Below are 20,497 nucleotides of genomic sequence, written 5' to 3'. Positions count from 1 at the left end.
GCCCTCCGTCGGATCACACGGCGAGAGGCTCCAGATCGCGGTGGATCCGCCGCTCGTCGCGGGCGTAGCGGGCCAGGCTGTGCTCCTCGCCGAGCAGCCGGGTCAGCTCGGACACCGCCTCCGCCCGCAGGCGGGCCGCCTCCTCCTTGCGGCCCATCGAATCCAGGCTGATCGCCATGTTCGAGGTGCTCGCCAGGGTCTCGGGATGGTGCGCCCCGAGCGCCTCGCGCAGCCGCATCACCGCGAGGCGCTCCAGCTCCAGCGCGCCCTCCGGATCGCCCAGGTCGGCCCGGGCGTTGGCCAGGTTGAGGTTGGCGAAGACCGTGTGCGGATGGTTGTCGCCGAGCACGTCCCGCATCAGCCGGATCGTCTGGCGCAGCATGGTCTCCGCCGTCTCCGCCGCACCCGTGCCCCAGTGGAAGACCGCCAGGTTGTTGACGGCCGCCAGGGTGTACGGGTGCCGCTCGCCCGGCACCTTCATGTACTCGTCCACGACCTCCTGCGCCAGGTCCCGCGCCCCGCCCGGGTCCCCGGTCGCGAACAGATCGGAGGCCAGGTTCAGTTCGCAGGACAGCAGGTCCGGGTTGACGGAGGTGTACTTGGCCCGGTAGCGGGCCCGGGTGGCCGTGGTCAGCCGGAAGGCGTCCTCCAGCTGGCCCGCCCGGCGCAGCGACACGGCCAGGTTCTTCGCGGCCGACAGGGTGCCCGGGAAGGCCCGCCCCAGCGTCCGCTTGTACGTGTCGTACGTCCGGCTGAGCAGCTGCACCGAGTCCTCGTACCGCCCCACCTCGCGCAGGTCGCGGGCGAGGTTCTGCGCGGAGGACAGGGTGTACGGGTGCTCCGGCCCGAGCACCTCCGTGCGCAGGTCGTGCACCTCCTGGTCGATCTCGCGGGCTCTGGTGTACTGGCCGACCAGCCGCAGGTTCAGCGCCAGGTTGTTCGCGGCGGCCAGGGTGCGCGGGTGCGCCTCGTGGAAGATCTGGCTGAAGCCCTCGTGCGCGTCGGTCGCCAGCCGCATCGCCTCGGCGTACTGGCCCAGCGCGCCCAGGGTGTTGGCCAGACCGCTCATGGTCATGTACGTGTGCGGGTGCGAGGGGCCGAGGACGGCCCGCTGCCGCTCCAGCGTGACCTCGTCCAGCTCCTTGGCCTCCACGAACCGCCCCTGCGAGCGCAGGATGTTCGACAGGTGGAAGCGCAGGTACAGGTACTGCAGGTCGTCGTTGCCCAGCATCTCCTTCCAGGCTTCCCGCAGCTCTTCGCCGAGCGCGTACGCGGCCTTGAAGTCGCCGCGCTTCCAGAGGTAGCGGACCCGGTCGATCAACAGCCGGCGCGTCTCCGGCTCCTTGCAGTACCGGGCCTCGGACGGGGTCAGGTGCGACCAGATGGTGTTGAACCGCGGCCAGGTGTCCGGGTTGTCGATCGGCTCGTCGTCGTCAGGGCGGGCCCCGGCCAGGATCCGGTGGACGGCGTGCCGGGCCTCCCGCTGCTCCTCCTCCGGCATCTGGGACCGGATCACGGCCTGGACCAGCCGGTGCACCTGGATGCTGTTGCTGACCTGGTCGACCTTGGCCAGCGCGAACCGGCCGATCTCCCGGATCACCCGGCCGAGCACCAGCTTCTCCTGCAACGAGGCGTCGTAGGGCTTGAGGGCGTCGATCATCTCCTTGCTGTAGAGCAGATTCGCGGAGATCGGCTCGGGCGCGAGGAAGGCGCAGAGCTGCAGCAGCCGGACGGCGGCCGGCGAGCGGGACTGCAGCCGTTCTATGGAGATGTTCCAGGTGGCGGCCACCGGCTCCGGATATCCCGGCGGCTGGTTCAGGCCCAGCACGCGGGCGGCCTGCTGGGCCAGCTGCTCGATGTAGGCGGACACCGGGGTCGCCGTCTCCGCGATCCAGGCACCCGCCTGCTCGACGGCCAGCGGCAGGTCGCCCACCGCCACCGCCACCTGCTCGGCGTCGTCCTTGCTGAGCCCGGGGGCCCGGCGCTGAAGGTGCTCGATGGACTCCTCGCGCAGGAACACGTCCACCGGGAGCGCATCGCCGTACTGGGACCAGGACTGGTTGCGGGAGGTCACCAGTACGTGGCCCGGGCCGCCCGGCGGGAAGAACCGCTTGAGCGTCTCGGGATCGTCCGCGTTGTCGAAGACCAGCAGCCAGCGCGAGGAGGGAACCCCGCGCCTCAACAGGTCGATCGCCTCCTGGGAGGCGGACGCCATGTCCTCGCCGGTCTGCACACCCAGGCGTACGGCCAGCTCCGCGAGGGCCGCGACCACGTCGTCGGTCTGCTCCGAGGAGATCCACCACACCAGGTCGTAGTCGGCCATGAAGCGGTGCACGTACTCCAGCGCCACCTGGGTCTTTCCGACGCCGCCGAGCCCGAACAGGGTCTGCGGCTGCGGAAGCACCACGGCCATGCCCCCGCCGAGCTGGTCGCGCATCCGCTCCAGCACGATGCTGCGCCCGGTGAATCCGGGGTTGCGGGGCGGCGCGTTCCAGATCTTCGGGACCGTCCCCGGGAAGCGGGGGCCGGGCTGGGAGGCGCTGCCGACGCTGTCGGGCAGGGCCATCGGCCGCTCCACCGCGCGCAGCAGGGCGGTGGTGGCGTGCACCTCGTCGAGCCGGAACAGGTCCACCGGGTTGCGGTCGATGTAGGGCGTGGAGAGCCGTACGTCGCCCACCCTGAGCGGCACCAGCTGGCGCCGTCCCCCGGTCGGGTCCTCGGCGGCCGCGCGCTCCCACACGTCCACGGCCCGCGCCGACTTGAGGTAGGCCGTGGAGAGCAGCACCACGGTCCGGGCGGCGGTGTCGATGCTGACGCCCGTACCGCCGAGGGTGTCCCCGGCGGAGAACGTCGCGGGCGCCCGCTCGGCCGAGACGTCCCGGGGCACGACCCGGAAACCCGCCCGGGTGAGCACCGACTCGATCCAGTCGGCCCACATCCGGTTCTCGGCGACGTAGGAGAGGAACAGGTCGGCGGGCAGTGCCGGGCGGCGCCGGGTGAAGGCGTCCCTGATGCGCAGGCGGACCTCCTCGCCGATGGCCGGCATGGAGGTGATCTCGCCCTCGGTGACCACCGTGGTCAGCCGCTCGAAGGCGGAGAGCAGGGAGTTGGTGAGCCCGGCCTCGTCGCCGAAGGTGGCGAGGGTCTCCTCGTAGGCGTAGTAGGGCCGGTACGGGATCTCCACCGCGCCCCAGTAGGAGGTGAGGTCGTCCCCGATCAGACCGTTCGGGAAGCGGTCGAACTTGATCCGGGCCAGCGCCCGGCCCGCGTCGGCCTTCTCCTTCTCGCCCTCGTCGATGCGCATCGGCACCGGGTAGATCTTGATGCCGCGGTCGTTGAACCGCTCGTCGATCTGGCGGGCGACGGACGCCGCGCCGTCGATGGACTGGTCGGACAGGGTGAAGCAGTCGACGAGGACGTCCGGGAGGTGGACGGTGCAGATGTCCGCGATGTCGGACAGGCCGGTACGGCTGTCGATCAGGACGTAGTCGTAGTTCCTCTTCATGTCGGCGCGTAAGGCGTCGAAGAAGAGGCCGCCGCCGAGCCGGTCGTAGAAGTTGTCCCAGTCGAAGGTCGAGACGGTCGCGGAGTACTCGCGGTTCTGCCGGCCCGCCGAGACGAAGTCCAGGGTGCCGCCGTCCGGGAACTCCCAGCCGTGGGTCTCCGGGGTGAGCGAGACGGCGTGCGGCTGTATCCGCGCGTAGTCCTTGTGCCAGTCGTCGGCGCGCTGCACCGGGCTGGTCGCGGCCCAGGCGTACTCGCTGATCAGGTCGATGACCCCGGTGGTGGCCCCCAGCGTGGAGGGGTCCAGGAAGGGGTGGAAGAAGCGGTGCAGGCCCGGGGCCTCCAGGTCCCAGTCCACGGCGAGGACCCGCTTGCCGTTGGCGGCCAGGATCCATGCGGTGTTGGCCAGCGCCATGGTGCGGCCCGTGCCGCCCTTGTACGAGTAGAAGGTGACGATGCGTCCGTCACGGCTGTCGCTGTCACGACTCGCTGTCATCCGCGTCCCCCCGGTCGGTGTCGTTGTCGTGGTTGTCGTGGAGGCCGGTGTCCTGCAGTTCCGCCCGGTGCCTGTCGGCGTCGGGCGGGAAGGGGACACGCGGCGGTGGCGGCCCGGGCGGCCCGTTCATCCCCATCGGCCCGAGCAACCGGGGCCGGTCGATGGGCGATTCGCCCTTCGGCGGATACGGCTGGGCGTGTCTGAGGAACTGCTGGGCGGCGGCCTCGACCACCTGCGGCAGGATCTGGCCGAGTGTCTCCACGTTGGCGACGCCGTTGGCGGCGGCCCGGCAGGCGGCCCGGCCCTGGCTCATCGTCTTCGGCATGGTCTCCTCCAGCCGGTCGGCCAGCTCGCTCTCCTTCGACCGGCTCTGGTGGTCGTAGCGGTTCCACGGCACGACCACGTTGACCCACGGCCGGGGGTCCCTGTCGAAGGCGGCCAGCCGTCGGCGCCGCTGCTCGTCCTCCACCGCCCAGCGGTCGACGATCAGGATCTCCGGCCGGGTCGGCAGCTGTTTGCTGTCGACGACGTGTCCGGCCTCGTCGTCGAAGGAGGACATCGTGGTCTGGTAGTTGAGGTTCTTGACCAGGTCCTCGGCGACGTAGGCGATGGGCCGCTGGGCGACCGGGTGGTACGGGTTCCAGTCCAGCGCGGAGTCCCCGTAGTACTCGGGGGTGCGGCCCTCGGGCAGGTCGTGCCGGGAGGCGGCGGCCACGGTCACGTGCAACGTCCGGGCGGGGCTGCCGCTGGCGCCGAAGGCGCTCGGTACGTTCCGGTAGTCCAGCGGGCGGATCGGGGCGAGGGGGGTCTGGGCGACCTGGACGATGCGCCGGGCGAGCTCGTACACGGCCTGCTCGTACTGCTCGGCATAGCCGCGCAGCTTGATCAGGCCGTACAGCCCGTCGGTGACGTAGCGCTCCCCGAAGGTGTTGTGGTTGAACTGCAACCGCTCGGCGGGGCCCGGAAGCTGCTCCGGGGGCACCGGCACCCATAAGGCGGGCACGATGGCCTCGGCCTGCTTGTTGCTGACCGCGCCGTGCTGGACGGCGCGCTGCGCGAAGGCGAACCACTCCTTCCCGCACATCTCGCTGGCGAAGTACCGCGGCGAGAACAGGGGAACGAAGACCCGGCAGTTGGCGAGTGCCCGGGCGAGCCGTTCCGACCAGCCCTCGCCGCTGCGTATCTCCCGGTCCATGAACCCGACGTCGTACCCGGCACGCAGATCCGTCAGCGCCATGACGTGACCGCAGAGATCACGGAAGAGGCGCTCGACCCACATGTCCGGGTCCGGCCCCCCGGGCCCGAACCTCGGTGTATGTGCGTAACTGAGAAAAAAGTAAGGCTCCCCTGATGCGGGCACACGACCCCCGTCCCGAAGATGCGAGCGAAGAAACATCATTCCGGAGCTGCTTCGCCACATCCCCTCATCGTTCAGTCAATCAGCGTCTGTTTTCGGTCATCCACTCAACGGCGTGATCGACGGCATCCGGGAGGGAGAAGAGCATGGTCGACGCCCCTCCCACCCGCCCCCTGCGCACCCGGGAGTCCGGGAACGTCCTGCCGATCTCCGCGAAATCGCTGTCATCCAGTGCGACGTCCTCGTATGCGGTCCACTCCCCCTCCTGCCGGCGCCCTTGCGGACCCTCCGGAAGGTTCACCTTCACCACACACTCGTACATGCGCAAGGGGGGCTTCGGAATTCGATACTCCGCGAGATGGAAAGCGCTGCAGACCGAAAACCCCACATTGATCATGAGTACCTGCCCGCCCTCCCAGCACAGCTTTCCCAGGGGCGACTCCTCACCCATGTGGCTTTCCGGGCGGTGTCCGGAACAGAGCCGCTCCGCGTCGGCGCCGAGCGCGGCGAAAGAGGTCTGCGGGTGGGCGCTGCGGGCGGCGCCCGGCGCGGTGCGGACGGCCTCGGCGAGGCAGCCCATGCCCTGACTCGGGGTGCCGGCCGGGTCGAAGGGGGGCATCGCGTCGAGGAAGCTCCGCAACTCGGACTCGTCCAGGCCGGCGATCCGCTCCAGATGGGCGCTGGAGGTCCTGGAGTTCTCCGGGGTGAACGCGGGCACCACCAGGGTGCCGCGCGGGCCGAGGACGCCCGTCAGGGCGTCGCGCAGCCGCTCCGCGCGCAGACCGGTCCCGCCCAGGGCCGCGTGCACCATGAGCCGCATCCCGGGCCGGACCCCCAGCAGCCGCAGCTGCACCGCCAGCTGGAGGGTCCCGGGGCCGCTGCGGTCCCGCCCCGGCCCCGCGGCAGCCGGGGCGGGAGAGGGGGCGGTCATGCGTCGACCGTCTTCAGTTCATAGCGCAGCTCGGCGACGAGGCGCTTGCCGGTGATGGTGAGTTCGGCCGCTTCCGAAAGGCGGTCCAGGGCCTGGTGGATCCGGTCCGAGCCGCCCGGCTCGGGGGCCGCGGTGGCCCGCCGGTACGCCTCCACCGCCACCCGCTCGTGCACGTCGGCCAGCAGCCGGGACACCGGGACGGGTCGCTCCCGCCACGGCGAGGGGTGCTGCCACTGACCGTCCAGCGCGTACAGGTCGGCCACCTCGGTCAAGGCCCGCAGCCGGGTCCGCCGCCGCCCGGTCAGCAGCGCGAGAGCGGTCTCCCGTACCCCGGCCGCGTACGGCACCCCGAGCGCCCCCGGCCCGTGCCGGCCCGCCTCGCCCCAGTCGCCGGACCGCGGGCCGCCCGCGAGCGGGGTCAGCGTGGTCAGCCCGACGGCCGCCGCCCGGGCGAACTCGGGCACCGCCCGGTGCAGCAGCGCCCACGCCCGGTTCAGCCTGCCCCGCCACTCCTCGGCCTCGCCGGCGCCGAGGCGGAGCCTGGGCGGGCGCGCGAAGCAGTTGCGGAACGGGTCGAGGTCCTCCAGCGCCACCGGGGCCGTGTCCGGCCCGGGCGACCAGGTGCGTACGGGCTGCCAGCGGGCGTCACCCGCCGCCGGTCCGAAGCGGTGCTCGGCGCGGCCGTCCCGTACGGCGTACCCCTCGTCCGTGACGTGCAGCGCGGCCCTGCCCTCCGTGCCGGGCTCCCCGAGCCGCAGCAGGCCCAGCGTCGGCAGGTACACCTCGCCGTCCCGGTAGACCACCTCGGCCGGCAGGTCCAGCCCGCCGCGCAGGACCGCCGCGACGGCCAGCGCGGTCAGCCTGCGCGCCGCCTCCGCGGCGTCCTGCGTGCCCTCGCGGGCTGCGTCCAGGGACGCCAGCACCCAGGTCCGCGTGAAGGGGTGGTCCAGTACGGCGTCCAGCGCGTCCGCGCCCGCCTCCCCGGCCTGCTCCACGGCGGCCAGCAGCTCCCAGGCGCGCGCCCAGCCGGGCTCGGCGGCGAGGTCCGCGTGCAGCCGGGCCAGCAGGATCCGGGTCAGCTCCTCCTGCGAACGGGCCAGTTCGGCCGGGTCGGACAGCTGCGGGGCGGTCTCCCGCAGCGCCGTGCGGCCCTCGACGCCGTCCACGAGCTCGCGCAGGTCGGTGCAGTACACGGAGGGGTTGTCGAAGCCGTTGCGGTCGCGGTAGCGGTGGGTGTAGAGCCCGCCTCCGCACGAACGTACGACGGGGCACCGGCGGCACGAGGCGCTGACACCCGCGAGGCCCAGCTGCCGGGCCCGGACCCCGGGATGGGCCGCCACCTGGTCAAACGCATGGTCGAAGACGTTGTAACCGGTGGCCGCGGCCCCCTCGAAGGCGCTCTTGAGCGAGTCCACCTGCTCCAGGGTCCCGTCGGTCTCGACGACGACGAGGTCCGTGGGCGCGAGCCCGAGGGACTCGGTGAGGCTGGGCCCGCCGCGCAGGGTGGAGAGCAGGGACTCGAAGAGCCGTACGGGCACCGGGCGCCCCAGCCGCTCCCAGTGGTCGAAGATCCGCAGCAGCCAGCGCGCGTACGCGTCGGGGGCGCCGTCGGGGCGGGCCGGGGGCGTCTCCCAGGTGGCGTGCGGGAGGAGGAAGTCGATGCGCGGGGGCTCCAGTTCGACGAGCGCGTCCAGCACGGCGACGGGATCGTTGGCCACGTCCACGGTACAGAGCAGGCCCTGGTACAGGTGGCGGTAGGGCGCCGAGCGGAGCCGGGCGACGGCGGCCAGGACCAGCGGGTGGCTCGTACGGCCGTCCGCGAAGCGGCGGTGGCGGTCGTTCGCGGCGCGGTCCCCGTCGAGGGAGACGCCGACCCGGACGCCGAACTCGTCGAAGAGGTCGAGGTAACGGGTGGTGAGCTGGAGCCCGTTGGTGTGGATCCGCAGATCGAGGGCGGCGATCCCGGTGAGCGCCCGGCTGAACTCCTCGCACACGAGGCGGAGCCGGGCGGTGCCCGCCAACAAGGGTTCCCCTCCGTGAAGAATCACCGTGACGGAGGGGAGTGCATGGTCACGGGCATGTTCGGCGAGCCGCGACGCGGTCTGCGAAATAGCCTCGGGGGAGATCACTTTCGGCCGGGCTCGCCAGCTCTGATCTGCGTGTTCGTAGACATAGCAATGATCACAAGCAAGATCGCATCTGCTGTGAACTTTCAGGACGATCTCGCGAAATGCGATCAGGCCGGTCATTCCACCAGTCTAGAGCGCTTACTTCGGTGTCAGAGCGCGGAGTTGAAGATCGGAGTCTGAACCGGGCGACCGGATTCGGCCGGGAGCACGCGACCGAGCGTCGTGGCCGCGGACGCGGTGTGGACGTCGATCTTGGCGAGCGGGACCCGGCGGGCCTTGACCGTGCTGGTCGCGGGGGTTGCGGAAGTGTTCACGACACCGTCCTTGGGGAAGCCATGTGGAATGGGCATGTGAATGACAACAGCGACGCGCTGCCGTCAAGCGTGGACTTTACTCGGCCACACCCCATTGGCAACCGAGACATGACGCCTGGTCAACCGTTCTATGGCAAGCACGGCGTATTTCCCGGCGTGGCTTATTCGGCCGTTCGCCGGACGGCAAGATCCATTTCTCCCGGCGCCGGACCCGGCCCGGCGCCCCCGGGCGGGACGTCCGGTGGCACCGGGATCTGCGACAGGCCCGTGGCCTGGGCGAACGCGGCCCGCCCGGCGGTCTGCCCGGTGATCCGCCCGGCGGTCCGCCGGACGAGGCCTGCCCGGCGGTCCGGTCGCGGCTCGGCGAAGTGCTCGCCGTACCGGCCGGGGCGGCCGCCCACCCCTTGGCCGACCGGGACGTGATGTCCGGTCAAACTTACATGCAGGCGGGGGAGTCAGGCCGTGTCCGTCAGGCGGGCTGCTGCTCGCTGAGGTCGGGCGCGGGCAGGTCGCGCAGCAGCCAGTTCAGTACGTCGGGCAGTGCGCGCAGGGCCGCGAAGTGCGCGGCGGCCGGCTCGATGGTGGTGGTGGCGCCCGGGATGCGGCGGGCCAGCCAGCGGGAGTGGCCCACGGGGGAGAACACGTCCAGTTCCCCGTGCCAGATCAGCACCGGGCAGCGGATGTCGGCCGGGTCGAAGCCCCAGGGGCGGCTGAAGGCCAGGACGTCGTCGATCCAGCCGTACGCCGAATGGCGCAGCCCCTCGCGGTAGTTCCGCAGCAGCATCGACCGCAGGCCGGCGTCCGAAACGATCATGCGGTCGTTGGCGGTCAGCTCCCGGCGCAGCTCGTCCAGCAGTCGGCCGGGGTCCTTGCGGATGCCGTCGGCGCGGGGGATCAGCCGGGCCGCCAGCTCCTCGGGATCGGCGGAGGCGGTGGTGTACTCCCTCACGTTCGACGCGGCCATCCCGGCGAACCAGTCCAGGTCCTCCGCGTCCCGGGGGGCCAGGCCGACCATCGCCGCGGTCCGGGTGACCCGGTCCGGGAGCAGGGCGGCGCAGGCCAGTGCTCCGGCGGCGCCGCCGGAGCGGCCGGCCACCGCGAAGGTGTCCAGGCCGAGGGCGTCGGCGACGGCGGCCACGTCCTGGGCCACGTCGGCGACGGTGCGGCCCGGATGGCGGTCGGAGCCGCCGTAGCCGGGTCTGTCGTAGGCGATGAGCTGCATCCGGCGCTGGTAGAGGACCATGCCCCGGGGGGCCGGGCCGAGGCGGCTGCCCGGCATGCCGTGGAGCAGGAAGACGGGCTTGCCGTCCGGATCGCCCCTGCGCTCCACGGTCAGAGCGCGGCCGTCCGCTGTGCGCACCTGATTGCGCACGCGCTCCCTCCCTCACGATCGGTGTGAGTCGTCACGGCGATTGTGCTCGCTGGGGGAGGAGCGCGGTAGGGCGCACTCTGGGCGAAATTCTTGTGAAAGTTTTCTCGAGTGGGAAGAGGCTTTTCCGGCGCCCGCATATGCCCAGGTCAAGGAGCTGTCCTAGGGGGCGTGAACGGGCGTGAACCAGGCGTGAATGGTCGTGAACAGCCTTCGCTCTCCCCGAATGGACTTTTTCGGCACCGCGGCTTCCGCTTTTTGCGTGGAATTGCGGGAACCGGGCAGGATCGTGGGAAATGCGGATCGCCGGTCCTCCGGAGGTCAGGCGCGGGGCACCAGTGCGGCCGCCGCCGAACGGGCCCGCTCCAGGGCCCCGGCGCGGTCCGCTCCGCGCCGGCCCAGCACCACCCGGGTGCTCAGTCCGTCCAGAAGGGCGAGCAGCTCCGAGGCCCGGGCGGGCACGTCGAAGGCGGCGAAGCGGCCCTGGCCCACACCCTTGGCCAATAGCGCCTCCAGGTCGCGCTGCCAGCCGTCGTCGATCTCCTCCTGCGCGGCCTTGAGCGGCTCGTTGGAGGCGGTGCGGGCCCACAGTTCGATCCACAGGGTCCAGCGCGGGTCGCGCGGCCCCAGCGGGAGGTAGAGCTCCAGGAACAGGTCGAGCTTGCGCGGGGCGGCGACCCGCCGGCGGCCCAGCGGCGCGCGGCGTTCTCCGGCGGATATGGACCCGATGGTCGGCATCTACACGGCGGTGACCCGCCGCCCGCTGTCCGGCGGAGGACCGGCCTGGCAGCCGGCCGAGACGGTGGACGTGGAGACGGCGGTGCACGGCTACACGATGGGCTCGGCCCGCGCCAACTTCCTGGAGCAGGAGCGCGGTTCGCTGACGGTGGGCAAGGCGGCGGACTTCGTGGTCCTGTCCCGGGACATCCTCGCCGTCCCGGTGGACGAGAACCCGGCACGGTCGCCGAAACGGCGGTGGTGGCGGGCGAGGTGGTCCACCGCGTCCAGCGCCCGGCCGTCGGCGTGTGGCCCCGTCGCCTCAGGGTTAGCCTGGACAGGGGCAATGCGTCGGCGGGGCGCGCCGTCACCACCGAACGGCGGGGGCGTCCCGGTTCGGCAGGGAGGTCCCGTGGCCGCCAGACTGCGCATGACGACGGTGGACGCCGGACCCTTCACCATGCCGAAGAGCGGCCTCCAGTACGGGGCCAGCGGCACGGTCACCGTGCCCTCGACGGTGGCCGTCATCGAGCACGCCGCCCACGGACTGATCCTCTTCGACACAGGCGTCAACCACCGCGTGGCGGACCCCGAGGCAGCCGAGGCCCACTGGGGTCCGGGCCTGCGGGCGGCGTACGGCGCCGAGGCGTTCACCCGGGCCCACGCCGTCGACGCGCAGCTGGAGCGCCTCGGCTACCGGCTCGCCGACGTCAGGTACGTCGTCTACTCCCACCTGCACCTCGACCACGCCGGAGGGATGACCTACTTCCCGCACGCCGTGCACGTGGCCCAGCACGAGGAACTGCGCCACGCCTGGTGGCCGGACCGGTGGACCGCCCGGGGCTACGCGTTCAACGACTACGCGGGCGGCCGCGGCTACGACTTCCTCGAACTCCGCGGTGACCTGGACCTGTTCCAGGACGGCACGCTCACCATCGTGCGCACCATCGGCCACACGCCCGGCCACCAGGGCGTCATCCTGGACCTCGGCCACCACGGACGGATCGGCCTCATGGGGGACGCCGCGCACCTTCAGGAGGGACTGGACCGGAACGTGCCCATGCCCAGCGACTGGAACATCGAGGAGAAACTGCTCACCCACGGGCGACTGCGCGCGCTGTCCCGGGCCGGCATCCCGGTGTTCCTGTCCCACGACCCGGGCCACTTCGCCGACCTGCCGCACGACGGCGACTTCTGGGACTAGGCCGTCTCTTCCGGGAGCCCACTGCCCACGGCGGCGCCCGGACGGCCCCTGCGGAACACCGCGCAGGCCACGGTGACCACCGAGCCGGCAACCGCCCAGGCGGCCAGCACCAGCATCGGCCCGCCCGCGCCGTTGCCGCTGAAATACGAGAGGGAGCGCGCGGCGTACGTACCGGCGCCCGGCGGCAGAGCCGGCCCGATGGTGCTCCAGAACGGCGGCAGCAGGGGGTACGGGTACGCGCCGCCGGCGCTCGGATTGCCGAGCACCACGACCAGCAGGATCGCGAGGCCGATGCCGATCACGCCCGCCAGCCCCTGGAGGGCGAGGGTGATCGCGCCGACCGCGAAGACCACCAGGGTGCCCAGCCCCCACAGGCCCGTGATGCTGCCGGGCAGCGCGTCCAGGACGGGGCCCGCGATGACCGCGCCGAGCAGCCCGGCGGCGAGCGCGTACACGAGCAGCGCGCCGAGCCGGATGACGGCGCGGTGTGCGTTGGCGGGCCGCGCGCCGGCGCTGATCGCGAGGATCGCGGCGCACAGGTAGCCGCCCACGCACCAGCCGATGACCAGGTAGAAGGCGCTCAGGCCGCGGCTGTCGCCCTGGGCGGCCGGAGCCACGTCGGTGACCTGCACGGTCCGCCCCTGGGCCCGCTCGGCGCGGCCCACGACCTCTTCCAGCGCCTGAGACAGCGAGGCTCCGGTGCCGGAGGCGACCAGCAGCCGGTCGGTCCGGCCGGCCGGGTCGATGATCAGCGCGCCGTCGACGTCCCGGTTCCTGACCTGGGCGAGCGCCGCGGCCCCGTCCTCGACCACCCGGGGGTCGAGCGGTTTGCCGGGCAGGGCGCCGAGCTGCCGCGCGGCCTGCTCGGCCGCCGGCGCGCGGGGGGCGGCCACGGCGATCGGGATCTCGCTGGGCTTCGGATGGTGGAAGGCCCCGATGTACGAGGTGATGAAGGCGAGCTGGAGGACCAGCACCCCCAGGACCAGCAGGGCTGCCCGGGTGGTCACGGCGTCCCTGATCTCGGCGAGGAAACCTTGGGGCGGGCCTGCGCCGGGGCTCTCGGTGGGCTGGGTCATGTTCCACACGCTCGGCGTACCGGCGGCGGGACGCAGCAGGGACGGGCCGAATGGATGACCTCCGGGAGTGCGGGGAGGAGTGTGCAGCGGGGTCCGCGGGAGGCACGCCGGAGTGATCTCAGGTGATCGAACAAGTGTTTCGCACGGATATTCGAATTGCTCTATGGTGGAGAGCGGGGGAGGTGTTCACACGAGTCGAAGCAGGAGGCCGCGGGTGCCTGGTTTTACGCATCTGCACACCGTTTCGGGGTTCTCCATGCGGTACGGAGGCTCGCACCCCGAACGGCTGGCGGAGCGTGCCGCCGATCGAGACATGGACGCCCTCGCCCTGACCGACCGCGACACCCTTGCGGGCGCGGTGCGGTTCGCGAAGGCGTGCGCGAAGGCGGGCATCCGGCCGCTGTTCGGCGTGGATCTGGCGGTCGCGGCCGCCGGGTCGCCCACGGCGGGCTCGGCCGGGTCGGGGGGCCCGGCCGGGCCCGCCGCGGGCGGTGTGCGTACGGGGGACCGTACGGGCGTGCGGGCGGGGAGCCCCGCGCACGCCCCGGGCGGCGGCGGATCCGGCGAGGCCTCCTACCGGCGGCGCACCCCGGTCAAGGGTGGGGCCTTCGTGGACGAGTCCGCCCCCCGGGCCGTCTTCCTGGCCCGGGACGGGGCCGCCGGCTGGGCCGAGCTGTGCCGGATGGTCACCGCCGCCCACGCGGGCGCCCCCGAGGTCCCGCTGGTGCCCTGGGACGCCCTGCGCGGGGAGGGCGTCTTCGCCCTGCTCGGGCCGGGCTCCGAGGTGGGGCGGGCGCTCGCCGCGGGCCGCCCCGACCGGGCCGCCCGGCTGCTCGCGCCCTGGCGGGAGGTCTACGGCGACTCCCTGCGCCTGGAGGCCGTCCACCACGGCCGCACCGGCACCGGGCCGGGCTCGCTCCGGCTGGCCGCCCGTACCGTCGGCTTCGCCGCCGAACAGGGCGTCCCGGCCGTGCTCACGAACGCCGTCCGCTACGCCGACCCCGGCCAGGGCCCGGTCGCCGACGTCCTCGACGCGGCCCGCCGCCTGGTCCCCGTCGACCCCCGAGGGCCCCTCGACACCGGCGAGCGCTGGCTCAAGGGACCCGCCGCCATGGCCGATGCCGCCGACCGGATCGCCCGGGCGGCCGGCCTGCGCCCCGCCGACGCCAGGCGTCTGCTCGCGGAGACCCGGCGTACCGCCGAGGCCTGCGCCGTGGATCCCGAGGACGACCTCGGCATCGGCTCCGTGCACTTCCCCGAAGCCCGGCTCGTCGGCGCCGCCCGCCGCAGCGCCCAGCGGGTCCTCGCCTCCCGCGCCTCGGCGGGCATGGTGCTGCGCGGCTACGCGGGCGACCGCGCGTACTGGGAGCGGATGCACCAGGAACTCGACATCATCGCCTACCACGGCTTCGCCTCGTACTTCCTGACGGTCGCCCAAGTCGTGGACGACGTACGGGAGATGGGCATCCGGGTGGCCGCCCGCGGCTCCGGCGCCGGCTCCCTCGTCAACCACCTGCTCGGCATCGCGCACGCCGACCCCCTCGCGCACGGCCTGCTGATGGAGCGCTTCCTGTCCAAGCGCCGGCGCGTCCTGCCCGACATCGACATCGACGTGGAGTCCGCCCGCCGGCTGGAGGTCTACCGGCGGATCATCGACCGGTTCGGTGCCGAACGCGTCGCCACCGTCTCCATGCCCGAGACCTACCGGGTCCGCCACGCCATCCGCGACGTCGGCGCCGCCCTGTCCATGGACCCGGCCGTCACCGACCGGCTCGCCAAGGCCTTCCCGCACATCCGGGCCCGCGACGCCCGCGCCGCACTGGAGGAACTGCCAGAACTGCGCGGCGTACGGGAGGAGGTGCGCGGGGAGGCGTACGGGCGGATGTGGGAGCTCGTCGAATCACTGGACGCGCTGCCGCGCGGGATCGCCATGCACCCGTGCGGGGTGCTGCTCTCCGACGACTCCCTGCTGGCCCGTACCCCGGTGGTGCCCACCAGTGGCGAGGGCTTCCCCATGTCCCAGTTCGACAAGGACGACGTGGAGGAGCTCGGGCTGCTCAAGCTGGACGTGCTGGGCGTACGGATGCAGTCCGCGATGGCGCACGCGGTCGCGGAGATCCGGCGCGGCACGGGGGAGGAGCTCGACCTGGACGACCCGGCGCAGGTGCCGCCGGGCGACCGGGCCACGTACGAGCTGATCCGTTCGGCCGAGACGCTGGGCTGCTTCCAGATCGAATCGCCGGGCCAGCGGGATCTGGTGGGACGGCTGCAGCCGTCGACCTTCCACGACCTGGTCGTCGACATCTCCCTCTTCCGGCCGGGGCCGGTGGCCGCCGACATGGTGCGGCCCTTCATCGAGGCCCGGCACGGGCGGGCGCCGGTCCGCTTCCCGCACCCGGACCTGGCCGCCGCGCTGCGCGAGACCTACGGGGTGGTGGTCTTCCACGAGCAGATCATCGAGATCGTGCACGTCATGACCGGCTGCGGGCGGGACGAGGCGGACCGGGTGCGGCGCGGGCTGTCCGACCCGCAGTCGCAGGCGCGCATCAAGGTCTGGTTCGCGGCGAAGGCGGCCGAGCGCGGCTATCCGGTGGAGGTGATCGGCCGGACCTGGGAGATCGTCGAGGCCTTCGGCTCGTACGGCTTCTGCAAGGCGCACGCGGTGGCCTTCGCGGTGCCCACGTACCAGTCGGCGTGGCTGAAGGCGCACCACCCGGCGGCCTTCTACGCCGGGCTGCTGACCCACGATCCGGGGATGTACCCGAAGCGGCTGCTGCTGGCGGACGCGCGGCGGCGGGGTGTGCCGGTGCTGCCGCTGGACGTGAACCGGTCGGCGGCCGCCCATCGTATCGAACTGGTGTCCGATGCCTCTGACGCCTCCGGCGCCCACGGTGGCTCCGCCGCCTCCGGTGCCTCCCTGACGGTGTGGGGCCTGCGCCTCGGCCTGTCCGACGTCCACGGCATCAGCGCGGCCGAGGCGGCCCGGATCGAGGCCGGACAGCCGTACGCCTCCCTGCGCGACTTCTGGGACCGGGCGCACCCGGGGCGCCCGGTCGCCGAACGGCTGGCGCAGGTCGGGGCGTTGGACTCCTTCGGCGCCAACCGGCGCGATCTCCTGCTGCACTTGACCGAGCTGCACGGCGCCCAGCGGGCGGCGGGCGTACGGGGCGGCGCCCAACTCCCCCTGGAGGGCGGCCGGTCCACGGCCTCCATCGGGCTGCCCGACCTCACCGAAGCGGAGCGGCTCAGCGCCGAGCTGGGCGTCCTCGGCATGGACGCCTCGCGGCACCTGATGGGGGACCACCACGCCTTCCTGACCGAGCTGGGAGTGATCCCGGCACGCCGGCTGCGGGACACCGAACACGGGCAGACCGTACTGGTCGCGGGGGCCAAGGCGGCCACCCAGACCCCGCCGATCCGGTCCGGGAAGCGGGTCATCTTCACCACCCTGGACGACGGGACGGGCCTGGTCGACCTGGCCTTCTTCGACGACAGCCATGAGCGGTGCGCGCACACCGTCTTCCACTCCTTCCTGCTGCTGGTACGCGGTGTCGTGCAGCGACGGGGCCCGCAGAGCCTGAGCGTGGTCGGGGCGGCGGCGTGGAACCTGGCGGAGCTGGTGGAACTGCGGGCGGCGGGCGGCCTGGACGCGGTCGCGGCCCGCCTGGCCGACTCCGGCGGTGGTGCAGGTGGTGCAGGTGGTGCTGGTGATGGCGGTGACGGTGGCGGCGGTGCAGGCGCGGCCGACGGCGACGGCGACGGCACGGCGGGCGAACGAAGGGCAAGCCGCAGGATCCACTTCTCCACGGGATACGAGATGAACCCCTGGGCCGACCTCCAGCCCCCCGGCACCGGCCCCGCGACCGGCCGCAAGCTGTGGCACTCCAGCCCCGGGAGCGCGGGATGACCTCCGGCCGGCTCACGGATGCGGGGGCGGGGGCCCGCACGGCCGCGGTGACCGCCGGCCCGGGCACCTCGCCAAAATCCCCGCCGGCGGCGGCGGGCCGGGCCGTGATGTGCCTGCGGCTGCACCCCGCGGACGGAGGGCCGCTCGGCGCGCGGGAGTACGCCGGGGTGCTCGCGCTGCTCGGCGGGATCACCCCGGCCGTGCAGGCCCTGCCGCCCGACGCCGCCCTCGCCGACGTCCGGGGCGCGCTGCGGTACTTCGGCTGCGACGCCGGCCGGCTGGCCGCCGTGATCCGGGTCCGGGCCCTCGCCCTGTACGGCGTGGACGCCGCCGTCGGCGTGGCCGGCAACCCCATGCTGGCGCGGGCGGCGGCCCGCGAGGCCAGGCCCGGGGCGACCCTGGTGATCCCCGAGGAGCCCGCCGCCGTACGGGACTTCCTGGCGGGCAAGCCCGTCACCGCCCTCGACGGGGTCGGCCCCAAGGCCGCCCGCACCCTGTGCTCCTACGGCCTCGACTCCGTCGGCCGGGTCGCCGCGGCCCCGCCCGCCGCCCTGCGGCGGATCCTCGGCGCCCGGCTCGGCCGCGAGGTGCACGAGCGTGCCCTCGGGATCGACCGGACCCCCGTCCGGCCGGGCGCCGCCGCCCGCACCATCGCCGCCGAGCGGCTCTTCGACCGGGACGAGCTGGATCCCGTACGGCACCGGCGGGCCCTGCTCTCGCTGACGGAGGAGCTCGGCGCGCGGCTTCGTACACAAGGGCAGGACCGGGGACAGGGGCAGGTCTGCCGGGCCCTGTCGCTCACCGTCCGCTGCGCCGACCGCACCACCCTCACCCGGACGCGCACCCTGGCCGAACCCACCGCCCACTCGGCCGCCCTGACCGCCACGGCCTACGCCCTGTACGAGGGCCTCGGTCTGCAGCGGGCCCGGGTCCGCGCGCTGTCCCTGCGCGCCGAGGACCTGACTGCGGCCGAACAGGCCGCACGGCAGCTCAGTTTCGACCCCGAGGACGAGAAGGCCCGCCGCCTGGAGGCGGTCACCGACCGGGTTCGCGCGCGCTTCGGTCCGCAGGCCATCGCCCGCGGCACGCTTGCCGCCTGACGGACCGTCGGGCACCACACGCGACACGCGAGTTTTTACCGACGCGTAACTTCCCTGTGTTGCTACTCACACGTAATTTGGCGACAGCAGCGCCCCTTTGTGATCCGGATCACGGGACGAACCCCCACCGCCCCATCCCCTTGAGTCGATCCGCAAGGAGATCACACGATGCTGCCCTGGAGACGCCTGCTCCGCCCGCTGGCCGTCCTCGCCCTCACCGCCGCCGCGCTTGTCGCCCCCACCGGCACCGCGCAGGCCGCATCCGCACCCAGCAGCGGCTGGAACAACTGGTCCTGCAAGCCGTCCGCCGCGCATCCGCGCCCCGTCGTCCTCGTGCACGGCACCTTCGGCAACTCCGTCGACAACTGGCTCGGCCTCGCGCCGTACCTCGTGCACCGCGGGTACTGCGTCTACTCGCTCGACTACGGGCAACTGCCCGGCGTGCCCTTCTTCCACGGGCTCGGCCCCATCGACAAGTCCGCCGAACAGCTCGACGTCTTCGTCGACAAGGTGCTCGCCGCCACCGGCTCCGCCAAGACCGACATCATCGGGCACTCGCAGGGCGGCATGATGCCCCGCTACTACCTGAAGTTCCTCGGCGGCGCCGAGAAGGTCAACGCACTGGTCGGCCTCGCCCCCGACAATCACGGCACCACCCTGCTCGGATTCACCAAGCTCCTCCCGTACTTCCCCGGGGCCGAGGACCTGATCAGCACGGCGACCCCCGGCCTCGCCGACCAGATCGCCGGATCCGCCTTCCTGCAGAAGCTGAACGCGGGCGGGGACACCGTGCCCGGGGTGAAGTACACGGTGATCGCCACCAAGTACGACGAGGTGGTGACGCCGTACCGGAGCGGCTTCCTGGACGGTGCGAACGTACGCAACGTCGTCCTCCAGGACCTGTGCCTCCTGGACATCTCGGAGCACGTCACCATCGGGCTCACCGACCGGATCGCCTGGCACGAGGCGCTCAACGCCCTCGACCCGGCCCACGCCGAACGGACCACCTGCGCCTCCGTCTTCGAGTGACGGGACGCAGATGGTCCGGCAGTTCAAGCGTCTGAGCCGTCTGAACGGTCCGGACTAGCGGCCGTGGCGGCCCGCCGTCGCACGGCGGCGGGCCAGGCCGAACAGCACGGCCGCGCCGACGGCCAGGGCGCCGGCCCCGGCGATCGCGATCGACGGGGTCGCGCTGCTCCCGCCTGTCTGCGCGAGGCTGTCGTTCGCCGACGACGGAGAGGGGACGGGCACGGCGGCGTCGGTCGCGCCGTTCGTCTTCGGGTCGTTGTCGCCGTGGCCGTTGTGCTCCACCGTGGACTTGTCCGCGCCGGCGGCGATCTGCTGGTCCGTCGGGGCCGAGGGCTTCTCGGACGGCTTGGAATCCGTTCCGGTGCCGGGCTTGGTGGCCGGCTCCGTGCCGGGCGCGGCGGTCGGTGTCGCACCGCTTCCTCCGGTACCGCTTCCTCCCGTGCCGCTTCCTCCGGTACCGGTGCCTCCGGTACCGGTGCCTCCCGTACCGCCCCCGTTGTCCTTGCCGAAGACCACGTCCGAGCAGGTGTAGAAGGCCTCCGGGCTGTCGGAGCGCTGCCAGATGCTGTAGATCAGGTGGCGGCCGGACTTGTTCGGAACCGTCCCGGAGAAGACGTAGTCACCGTTCTGCATGCCGGGGTCGGTGGCCTTCGCGAACGGCGCCGGCTCCAGGTCGGACCACTTGAGCGGCTTCGTCGGGTCGTAACCGTCCTTCGTCACGTACAACTCGAAGGAACCCTTGTGCGGTGCCGTGCCCTTGTAGCGGAAGGTGTGCGCGCCGGCGGACATCGGGCCGGCCGGCCAGTCGGCGCGGGCCAGGTCCAGGCCCTGGTACTTGTCGTTGCCCGCGGAGCAGAGCTGGCCGTTCGGGATCAAAGCCCGGTGGTTCCCGGCCGCGTTGGCGATGTTCACCGCGTTCCAGTCGTAGAACGCCTGCGTTCCGCTCGCTGCGACGGCCGCCCTGCACGCCGCCGACTTCGGCGCTTCCGGGCCCTCCGCGTAACACGCCGCCACCCGGCTGACGGGGTCCGTCATCGAGCCGTGCGCGGCCGCGGGAACGACGGCATATGAGGCCAGCGCGAGCGGGGCGATACCGGCGGCGGCGATACGGGTCAGCGTCACGGTGCGGCGGCGTGCGGGCATGGGTGGATCTCCTTCGGGCACAAGGCAGGGGAGCGCCGGCGGAATCGGAATCGGCCCCGTGGCGCCGCCCCCCGGCGGCGCCACATCCGGCCCTTCCTGTCCTGGCTCAGCCAAGCTAGCCGCCCGGACCATGGGTTTTGCCGCCTCCGGGCCCCCGGAGCGGATCCTTAGGGTCCTCTTAAGGTCGAGGTAAGAGGGCGCTCAGGAACCCGGATCGCGGA

General features: G+C 72.7%; 13 protein-coding genes. 4 read left to right on the top strand and 9 right to left on the bottom strand.

Annotated features, from left to right (window positions below; all coding sequences use genetic code 11):
* Positions 1-13 precede the first annotated feature (13 nt).
* The 7 genes from fxsT to ACWGIF_RS19300 all read right to left on the bottom strand — a co-directional run bounded on the left by fxsT (position 14) and on the right by ACWGIF_RS19300 (position 10,838).
* Positions 14-4,000, bottom strand: coding sequence for an FxSxx-COOH system tetratricopeptide repeat protein (fxsT, locus tag ACWGIF_RS19330; RefSeq protein ID WP_453498861.1), 3,987 nt, complete (start codon positions 3,998-4,000; stop codon positions 14-16).
* Positions 3,984-5,396 (bottom strand): TIR-like protein FxsC, encoded by a 1,413-nt coding sequence (locus tag ACWGIF_RS19325; protein ID WP_453498871.1) that lies wholly within the window; start codon positions 5,394-5,396, stop codon positions 3,984-3,986. The genes fxsT and ACWGIF_RS19325 overlap by 17 nt, the downstream gene beginning before the upstream one ends.
* Positions 5,397-5,439: 43 nt before the next feature.
* Positions 5,440-6,288: an aminoglycoside N(3)-acetyltransferase gene (locus ACWGIF_RS19320; protein ID WP_453498859.1), complete on the bottom strand. Its 849-nt coding sequence runs from the start codon at positions 6,286-6,288 to the stop codon at positions 5,440-5,442.
* Positions 6,285-8,537 (bottom strand): radical SAM/SPASM protein FxsBH, inactivated beta-hydroxylase extension form, encoded by a 2,253-nt coding sequence (gene fxsBH, locus ACWGIF_RS19315; protein ID WP_453498857.1) that lies wholly within the window; start codon positions 8,535-8,537, stop codon positions 6,285-6,287. The genes ACWGIF_RS19320 and fxsBH overlap by 4 nt, the downstream gene beginning before the upstream one ends.
* A 29-nt stretch (positions 8,538-8,566) precedes the next feature.
* The gene (gene fxsA, locus ACWGIF_RS19310) at positions 8,567-8,731 is read right to left on the bottom strand and encodes an FxSxx-COOH cyclophane-containing RiPP peptide (protein WP_453498855.1); all 165 of its coding nucleotides are present in this window, start codon (positions 8,729-8,731) and stop codon (positions 8,567-8,569) included.
* A 469-nt stretch (positions 8,732-9,200) separates the two neighbouring features.
* On the bottom strand, positions 9,201-10,103 hold the full coding sequence (locus ACWGIF_RS19305) for an alpha/beta fold hydrolase (protein WP_453498852.1): 903 nt from the start codon (positions 10,101-10,103) through the stop codon (positions 9,201-9,203).
* A gap of 318 nt (positions 10,104-10,421) precedes the next feature.
* On the bottom strand, positions 10,422-10,838 hold the full coding sequence (locus tag ACWGIF_RS19300) for a TetR family transcriptional regulator C-terminal domain-containing protein (RefSeq protein ID WP_453498849.1): 417 nt from the start codon (positions 10,836-10,838) through the stop codon (positions 10,422-10,424).
* Here ACWGIF_RS19300 and ACWGIF_RS19295 point away from each other — a divergent pair.
* Positions 10,828-12,021, top strand: a complete 1,194-nt coding sequence (locus ACWGIF_RS19295; protein WP_453498846.1) for an amidohydrolase family protein — start codon at positions 10,828-10,830, stop codon at positions 12,019-12,021. The genes ACWGIF_RS19300 and ACWGIF_RS19295 overlap by 11 nt on opposite strands.
* On the opposite strand, the gene ACWGIF_RS19290 is transcribed toward ACWGIF_RS19295, so the two are convergent.
* Entirely contained in the window at positions 12,018-13,097 is a 1,080-nt protein-coding gene (locus tag ACWGIF_RS19290; RefSeq protein ID WP_453498843.1) for a DUF3533 domain-containing protein, read from the bottom strand. The genes ACWGIF_RS19295 and ACWGIF_RS19290 overlap by 4 nt on opposite strands.
* A gap of 163 nt (positions 13,098-13,260) precedes the next feature.
* Between ACWGIF_RS19290 and ACWGIF_RS19285 the strand changes: the two genes are divergently transcribed.
* From ACWGIF_RS19285 to ACWGIF_RS19275, 3 genes are all read left to right on the top strand, one after another.
* On the top strand, positions 13,261-17,004 hold the full coding sequence (locus tag ACWGIF_RS19285) for a DNA polymerase III subunit alpha (protein ID WP_453498840.1): 3,744 nt from the start codon (positions 13,261-13,263) through the stop codon (positions 17,002-17,004).
* 107 nt (positions 17,005-17,111) lie between these two features.
* The gene (locus tag ACWGIF_RS19280) at positions 17,112-18,104 is read left to right on the top strand and encodes a DNA polymerase Y family protein (RefSeq protein ID WP_453498869.1); all 993 of its coding nucleotides are present in this window, start codon (positions 17,112-17,114) and stop codon (positions 18,102-18,104) included.
* Between the two features lie 168 nt (positions 18,105-18,272).
* Positions 18,273-19,133, top strand: coding sequence for an esterase/lipase family protein (locus tag ACWGIF_RS19275; RefSeq protein WP_453498837.1), 861 nt, complete (start codon positions 18,273-18,275; stop codon positions 19,131-19,133).
* Positions 19,134-19,187: 54 nt separating this feature from the next.
* Here ACWGIF_RS19275 and ACWGIF_RS19270 read toward each other — a convergent pair whose 3' ends face one another.
* Positions 19,188-20,276, bottom strand: coding sequence for a lytic polysaccharide monooxygenase auxiliary activity family 9 protein (locus ACWGIF_RS19270; protein ID WP_453498834.1), 1,089 nt, complete (start codon positions 20,274-20,276; stop codon positions 19,188-19,190).
* Positions 20,277-20,497: the final 221 nt, after the last annotated feature.

The organism is Streptomyces sp. NPDC054849 (assembly GCF_053610945.1).
This window is presented reverse-complemented; position numbering and strand designations above follow the sequence as displayed.

Coding starts and splice junctions, on each gene's coding strand:
- fxsT (WP_453498861.1), bottom strand. CDS start 4,000: ATGACAGCGAGTCGTGACAGCGACAGCCGTGACGGACGCATCGTCACC.
- ACWGIF_RS19325 (WP_453498871.1), bottom strand. CDS start 5,396: ATGTTTCTTCGCTCGCATCTTCGGGACGGGGGTCGTGTGCCCGCATCA.
- ACWGIF_RS19320 (WP_453498859.1), bottom strand. CDS start 6,288: ATGACCGCCCCCTCTCCCGCCCCGGCTGCCGCGGGGCCGGGGCGGGAC.
- fxsBH (WP_453498857.1), bottom strand. CDS start 8,537: ATGACCGGCCTGATCGCATTTCGCGAGATCGTCCTGAAAGTTCACAGC.
- ACWGIF_RS19295 (WP_453498846.1), top strand. CDS start 10,828: ATGGTCGGCATCTACACGGCGGTGACCCGCCGCCCGCTGTCCGGCGGA.
- ACWGIF_RS19300 (WP_453498849.1), bottom strand. CDS start 10,838: ATGCCGACCATCGGGTCCATATCCGCCGGAGAACGCCGCGCGCCGCTG.
- ACWGIF_RS19290 (WP_453498843.1), bottom strand. CDS start 13,097: ATGACCCAGCCCACCGAGAGCCCCGGCGCAGGCCCGCCCCAAGGTTTC.
- ACWGIF_RS19285 (WP_453498840.1), top strand. CDS start 13,261: ATGGTGGAGAGCGGGGGAGGTGTTCACACGAGTCGAAGCAGGAGGCCG.
- ACWGIF_RS19280 (WP_453498869.1), top strand. CDS start 17,112: ATGTGCCTGCGGCTGCACCCCGCGGACGGAGGGCCGCTCGGCGCGCGG.
- ACWGIF_RS19275 (WP_453498837.1), top strand. CDS start 18,273: ATGCTGCCCTGGAGACGCCTGCTCCGCCCGCTGGCCGTCCTCGCCCTC.
- ACWGIF_RS19270 (WP_453498834.1), bottom strand. CDS start 20,276: ATGCCCGCACGCCGCCGCACCGTGACGCTGACCCGTATCGCCGCCGCC.